This is a genomic window from Marinobacter sp. UBA5687, assembly GCF_002420325.1.
Lineage (GTDB): Bacteria > Pseudomonadota > Gammaproteobacteria > Pseudomonadales > Oleiphilaceae > Marinobacter > Marinobacter nauticus.
Genome location: NZ_DIHV01000063.1, coordinates 38,082 through 44,706 on the forward strand (window position 1 = coordinate 38,082; position 6,625 = coordinate 44,706).

General features: G+C 54.6%; 6 protein-coding genes. 4 read left to right on the forward strand and 2 right to left on the reverse strand.

Going from position 1 to position 6,625, the window contains the following annotated elements:
- Positions 1-7: 7 nt before the first annotated feature.
- Complete coding sequence (locus B3Y70_RS06765; RefSeq protein WP_014421464.1) at positions 8-1,894, reverse strand: methyl-accepting chemotaxis protein; 1,887 nt, start codon at positions 1,892-1,894, stop codon at positions 8-10.
- Between the two features lie 156 nt (positions 1,895-2,050).
- Here B3Y70_RS06765 and B3Y70_RS06770 point away from each other — a divergent pair, with 156 nt between their 5' ends.
- The 3 genes from B3Y70_RS06770 to B3Y70_RS06780 all read left to right on the forward strand — a co-directional run bounded on the left by B3Y70_RS06770 (position 2,051) and on the right by B3Y70_RS06780 (position 4,809).
- Entirely contained in the window at positions 2,051-3,571 is a 1,521-nt protein-coding gene (locus B3Y70_RS06770) for a bifunctional GNAT family N-acetyltransferase/carbon-nitrogen hydrolase family protein (RefSeq protein WP_011784929.1), read from the forward strand.
- Between the two features lie 160 nt (positions 3,572-3,731).
- Entirely contained in the window at positions 3,732-4,130 is a 399-nt protein-coding gene (locus tag B3Y70_RS06775) for a hypothetical protein (protein ID WP_014421463.1), read from the forward strand.
- 46 nt (positions 4,131-4,176) lie between these two features.
- A complete protein-coding gene (locus tag B3Y70_RS06780; RefSeq protein WP_288589452.1) occupies positions 4,177-4,809 on the forward strand; it encodes a helix-hairpin-helix domain-containing protein in 633 nt (210 codons plus the stop codon).
- 48 nt (positions 4,810-4,857) lie between these two features.
- Here B3Y70_RS06780 and senB read toward each other — a convergent pair whose 3' ends face one another.
- The gene (gene senB / locus B3Y70_RS06785) at positions 4,858-5,823 is read right to left on the reverse strand and encodes a selenoneine biosynthesis selenosugar synthase SenB (RefSeq protein ID WP_288589454.1); all 966 of its coding nucleotides are present in this window, start codon (positions 5,821-5,823) and stop codon (positions 4,858-4,860) included.
- A gap of 170 nt (positions 5,824-5,993) precedes the next feature.
- Between senB and B3Y70_RS06790 the strand changes: the two genes are divergently transcribed.
- Positions 5,994-6,625: putative selenate ABC transporter substrate-binding protein (locus tag B3Y70_RS06790; RefSeq protein WP_422655531.1), on the forward strand; the 632-nt coding region annotated here is incomplete at its 3' end.

Here is a 6,625-nt window from a genome sequence, read left to right on the forward strand (position 1 = left end):
CCACGAATTACACCCGGAAACGGGTTACCTTGTCATTCAGCACACTGCCGATAGTCTCGATGTGGCCACTGTAAACATCGTTCTCGCTGGCCGCCTTGGCCGCTTCCTGGCCCTGGTCAGCAATGCGGGTGATGGACGCATTCAACTCTTCGGTCACCGATGTCTGCTCCTCGGAGGCCGTGGCGATCTGTGAGGTCATCTGACTGATGGCGGTAATCGCCTCCACAATCCGGTTCAGAGACTCCATCGCATCCTGCGCTTTTTCCATACTCACGTTGGATACCGCCGTAGAAGCTTTCATAACGTCTACCGCATCGTTGGCGCCTTTCTGCAGCCGCTCGATCATGTTGTTGATTTCTTCAGTGGAAGACTGGGTACGCTGAGCGAGATTCCGAACCTCATCGGCCACCACCGCAAATCCGCGTCCCGCATCCCCTGCCCGTGCCGCTTCAATGGCCGCGTTCAGTGCCAGCAGATTGGTTTGTTCCGCAATGCCCTGAATGACTTCAAGCACAGTCGTAATCGACGAAACATCCTTACCAAGGGTGTCGATAACCTCGGCGGCGGCGTTTATCTCACCCACCAGCTTCTGCACCGCATCCCGCGAGGCGGTGACGGTCTCCAGGGAACCCCGGCTTTCCTGGTCTGCATTCTCTGCGGCTTCCGCAGTTTGCTGGGCATTCTGGGCAATCTCACCCGCCGCCGCGGACATTTCGTTAATTGCCGTCGCGATCATATCGATCTCATGCTGCTGGTTTTCAACACTGGAGCGACTGTCGCTGGACGTCTGTCGGAGCGACTTTACGTTCTCCTCCAGTTCGTCGCTGCCCTCTTTTACTTCTTTTACAACCTGCTGGATGTTCTCAACAAAGCTATTGAAGCTGCGCGCCAACTGCCCAAACTCATCAGACGCAGAGTCATCAAGACGCTTGGTAAGATCCGCATCTCCGGAAGCGATGCGAGACATGGCGCCATTAAGCCTGCGAACCGGCGCAAGAAGGAAGCTAATCGCAAAGTAGAGCAAGACAAGCGCAACAATCAGCCCTACCCCGGCGATGATCAGGCCCATAGTCCGAGCCTCGACGATGGGAGCACTGATCAGGTTTTCATTCACGAACGTAGCCAGGTACCAGTCCACGGCCCGGGCTTCGCTGATGGGGTGAAAGCTGACACTCCACTCGGCACCCTCGCTCTCAAATCCCTGCAGAGAACCGTCCAGAACCGGCTGCTGACCGATCATGCCGCTGATGTTCTTGCCAACAATCTCGCTGTTGGGGTGAAACAGGACCGTGCCGGAATTGTTGATTAACGCCGCATAGCCCGTCTCTGCCAGGGTAATGGTCGATAGCATCTGATCGATTGTGTTGAGACTGATATCCATACCGGCCACGCCAACATAATTGCCCCGCTTGATTGGCGCCATGGCGGAAATAATGGTCTCGTCCGAGGTTGCATCCAGGTACGGATCGGTAAACGACGCCTGCCCCAAACGCTGGGCTTTCTGGTACCAGGGGCGTACCCGGGGGTCATAATCGGGTGGAAGCGTGGCCTCTACTTCGGCACTTCGCATCAGCATGCGGCCATCTTCGGTGCCGGCGTACACGTCCTTGATGTTGCCACCTTCGGTCATGGCTTCCATAAGAACGCGGGCGTTATCGTCGTTGCGAGTCCGTTCCAGCGCCTTCGCCGTCGCTTCCGCCATATCCAGGCGCGTATTGAGCCAATCGGCAATACTCGACGTACTCTGGGCCACTGCATCGCTCATCAGCGCGCTAACGTAGCGATCAGTCGTTGAGCGGAGCCGAATATCGTTGGAAATTGTCAGGGCGCCCATAATCAACACGATCAGGGAGCCAATTGCGATCAGCAATTTCTGGGCGAATGATAGGTTCAAGCTGACGGCCTCCAATCAGGGTCAAAAACAAATTGCATTTATCATTTAGTGTAGTCGAAACATACTTACTAACGGCAGATCCTGCGAAGTCTTGAACACTCTTTGCTAGAATGCTGAGATCACAGCACATTCGCCAGACACGACAGGGAGAACCCTATGGCCCATGAAGAGCTCCACCTGAATCTGCGTAACCTGACCCTTGATGACTACGGCCAGTTGCAAGAGTTGATGGATCGGGTTTACGACGACATTGGTGGCGCGTGGCCAAAAGAAACCATCAAGGCTCTGGTAGAACAATTCCCGGATGGCCAGATCTGTATCGAAGACAACGGCCAGTTGGTGGCGGTGGCGCTCACGGTATGCGTGAAATACGAAAGATTCAGCAACCCTCACGCCTACGACGACCTGATTCTGCGTAACGAAAAAATCTGGCACAACCCCAACGGCGATTCGCTTTACGGCCTGGATGTGTTTATAGACCCCGAATACCGGGGCTATCGACTGGGGCGTCGCTTGTATGAAGCACGAAAAGAGCTCTGTCGTTCCATGAACCTGCGGGCCATCCTCGCCGGCGGGCGGATTCCCAGCTACTTCAAGTACGCCGAGCAATACACTCCGGAAGAATACATTCAGCGCGTTGATCGCAAGGAAATCTACGACCCGATCCTGACGTTCCAGCTTTCCAACGATTTCCAGGTTACCCGGCTGATGCACAAATACCTGCCGGAAGACCAGAAATCCCTCGGATATGCGACGTTGCTGGAGTGGAGAAACATTCTCTATACGCCTCCCTCATCGGTACTCAACGTCAAAAAAACCCAGGTGCGCATGGGGGCGGTGCAGTGGCAGATGCGGGAATTCACCTCGGTGGAGGAGGTGCTCAAGCAGGTTGAGTACTTCGTGGACGCACTGTCGGATTATAAAAGCGACTTTGCCCTGTTCCCGGAATTTTTCAACGCGCCGCTGATGGGGCTGACCGACCAGATGGATCAGACCCGTGCCATTCGGTTCCTCGCCGGCTTTACCGAACAGTTCCGCAACGAAATGTCGGAAATGGCCGTCAGTTACAACATCAACATTATCACCGGCTCCATGCCGCTGATTGAAGATGACCGGGTCTACAACGTCTCATACCTGTGCCACCGTGACGGTCGTGTAGACGAGCAGCGCAAGGTCCACATCACCCCTCACGAACGTCGCGACTGGGTTATTGAGGGTGGTGATAAATTCCAGGTATTCGATACCGATGCCGGCCGTGTCGCCATCATGATCTGCTACGACATTGAGTTTCCGGAACTGGGCCGTATCGCCGCCAGTCAGGATGTGGACATTATCTGTGTCCCCTTCTGGACCGATACCAAGAACGGCTATTTGCGCGTGCGCCATTGTGCCCAGGCCCGGGCCATAGAAAACGAGTGCTACGTGGTGATTACCGGCAGCGTGGGCAACCTGCCGAAAGTGGAAAACCTGGATGTTCAGTACGCCCAGTCTTCGGTATTCTCGCCGTCGGATTTCGCATTCCCTCATGATGCAGTGATGGCAGAAACCACACCGAACACCGAAATGATCATGTTTTCAGATATGGATCTGGAAAAGCTCAAACTGGTCAGAAACGAAGGTTCTGTCACCAATCTGAAAGATCGACGTGTTGACCTTTACGAGCTGAAAACCCGGTAATGGGCAGATTTGGCCCCGCACAGGGGGCCAAATCCTGATTATTTCCATGAACGGGCTGCGGTAGATAGCTGACGGCATTGCCAAAAGTTTCTGGCCCGTCTATTGTTTAATTAATGTTCAGTATATATCTGGCCGACCTCAATAGCAGAGCAAGCGTTCCATGAACGAAGAACTACCGGACCTGGTCGCGCGTTTCCGAATCCGACACGGCATTTTTCGCAAGGAAACCGTTGAAGCGCGACTTTATGAACTCGACAGTTACGGCTGCGTGATGAAAACGGACAAACTGTTTGAACCCGGGGATACCGTGGTTCTCGACCTTGTTATGGATATGCCGTTTGAAGAAATCCGTGCCGAAGGCCTGACCGGCCTGGTTACCGAAAAGAGAAAACACTGTAGCAACTTCTTCTACTCACTTGATTTTGTTGAGCTAAATGCTCGAGACGAATCGCCGCTCTCTGACAAACTGCGGCGCATAAGAGAAGTTGTTCTCAAGAAACAGAGCCTGAAATCCCGGCGTGGGTCGAGTCCCGCTTCCGGTATGCGACAAATGGCCTGATGCCCGTTCACTTCACCCGCACTTCCCTTCCGTAAGGAGACACTCCATGGCAAAGAAAGCCAAGCCAAGCGTTGATAAGATCGTCAAGAAAGTAAACAAAGAGTTCGAGAAAACATCCGCCCAGATCGAAGGGCTGATTAACGACGCACTGAAGCAGTTCGACAACCTGCAGAACCAGGTTCAGGAGCCGGTACGCAAGCTCCTGAAAGACATGGATGAGCTTCGTGATCGTGAAATGAAGCGCTTTAACGACGAATTTGAGCGCCGCATGAATGAATTCCACGAACTGCAGTCGGCATTGCTGGAGCGCCTGGGTATCGCTTCAAAGGAAACTGGCAAGTCAGTGTCCAAGTCCGGCGAATCAACCTCGAAGGCCAGTGGTACCAAGAAAGCGGCTCCGGCCAAGAAAACCGCCGCTGCCAAGCCGGCCGCCAAGAAAACGAGCACTGCCAAGCCCAAGGCCGCAGCTCCGAAGAAATCGGCCAAGCCGGCAGACAAGTCTGACCTTACCCGCGTGAAGGGCATTGGCCCGGCAACCGCAAAGAAAATGAAAGAGGCTGGCATTACCTCCATCGAGCAGGTTGCCAACCCCAGCGATGCGGACAAGCAGAAACTGGAAGCATTCAAGAGCCTGAAAGGGTTCAGCGAGTTGTCTGCCGAAGCGAAAAAGGTACTCTGAAACCTATCTCGCAACCCAATGCCTTGAAATAAAGGGTAGGCCCTCGGCCTACCCTTTTTTGCATCTGACCAGGGCGAGTTCGAGGCTTTCCAGCTCGCTCTCCGGGGAAAACCCAGACGCGAGGACATTTACCTTCGCCCGCAAATCCCCCAGGAATTCCGCGTCGGTTTCCGCATGTAACATCAGCCTCGCCAGAGCTTTATCGTCTTTAACCGGAAAATAGCCGGGATAGTCATCGCCCAGCAAACCACGGTTGCCGGGAATGTCAGAGGCAAGAATCGGTAAGCCCGCCCGACAGGCTTCCGACACCACATTCGCCCCACCCTCCATGATGGAGCTGATCACCATAAGATTACTCACGGCCATCAGGTGCTCCAGCTTAGGCTTGTCCAACTCACCCAGATAATGAAACCGAGGATTGGACCGGCTTTCTTCCAGCGCCTTTTCCCGCCAGGACTCGTTGTGAGCCTTGCCGGCGCAGGAAACCACGATGCGGGATTGCTCAGGAAGGTGGTAGCACGCCCAGGCAGCACGCAGAGAGTCCTTTTCTTCACGCAGATGGCCAATAACGCAAACGTGGAACTGGTCCTTTTCTGCCCGGGCGCTGCCCGCCACTGACGGCTTGGGCGCCGATTGCCGCAGGCACAGCAATTTATCGCGGTAGCGTTCGGGAATATCCTCGGCCACCAGATCATGCAACCCGATCAACAGGTCAGCGGCGTCCATGGAGGCCCGTGTGATGTCCGGAAACTCGTGCTGAAAGCGGTATATGTCTGTGCCGGTGAGTACTACTATCAAAGGTTTCTCCGGCCATGTTTCCCGGTACCGCTTAACCGCGTCAGCACTTCGCCAGGCGTGCAGGGCAATCAGGCAGTCCGTTTCCTGGCCCTGATATTCCGTCACCACTTCCACCTGGTGACTGGTGGCTTCCAGCAGACTCTTCCAACGCAGCGCGGTGGCCCGATTACCTGCTTTTGAATCCGGGCCGGCTGGAGTTACTATGGTCAATCGCATGGCGGTCACTTGTTCTGATTTTGAAAAATTCTGCATGTGGCACTGCGCCAGGTAAAGCCTTCCCTCGTATACCGGTTCAGACTTGATGGAAATCACGTTATCCTGACTGGGTTTTCAAGTACATGGCAACGTTTTTCACCAACCCCCACCTCGCAAAGGAATGATTGATGATGGCAATCAGCAACCTCAGAAAATGGCTGGCGACGGGCCTGCTTTCCCTGGCAGCGGCTACCACTGTTCAGGCAGACACTTTCGTATTCACCGCCATTCCGGATGAAGATGAAACCAAACTGGTCGAGCGCTTTCGTGGCGTGGCTGACTATCTTGAGGCGCAACTGGATGTTGAGGTGCGTTACATCCCGGTGAAATCCTACGCCGCTGCGGTATCGGCCTTCCGCAACAATCAGGTACAACTGGCGTGGTTTGGGGGCTTGTCTGGTGTTCAGGCCCGCCGACTGGTTCCGGGTTCCGAAGCCATTGCCCAAGGCGTTGAAGACGAAGCCTTCGAGACCTACTTTATCGCCAATACCAGCACTGGAATTCAGCCGGCCAACAGTCTGGATGAGCTGGAAGACGAGCTGCGCGGCAAAACCTTTACCTTCGGTTCAAAAGGTTCGACCTCGGGCCGCCTGATGCCGGAGTTCTACATTCGAGATGTCTTCAATGAAGCGCCGGATTCCCTGTTCTCCCGGGTTGGATTCAGTGGCAACCATACCCGTACCCTTCGCCTGGTCGAGGCCGGAACCTATGAAGTGGGCGCCCTGAACTTCCAGGTTTGGGAAAAAGAACTGGAAAACGGCAA

Coding starts and splice junctions, on each gene's coding strand:
- B3Y70_RS06770 (WP_011784929.1), top strand. CDS start 2,051: ATGGCCCATGAAGAGCTCCACCTGAATCTGCGTAACCTGACCCTTGAT.
- B3Y70_RS06775 (WP_014421463.1), top strand. CDS start 3,732: ATGAACGAAGAACTACCGGACCTGGTCGCGCGTTTCCGAATCCGACAC.
- B3Y70_RS06780 (WP_288589452.1), top strand. CDS start 4,177: ATGGCAAAGAAAGCCAAGCCAAGCGTTGATAAGATCGTCAAGAAAGTA.
- senB (WP_288589454.1), bottom strand. CDS start 5,823: ATGCGATTGACCATAGTAACTCCAGCCGGCCCGGATTCAAAAGCAGGT.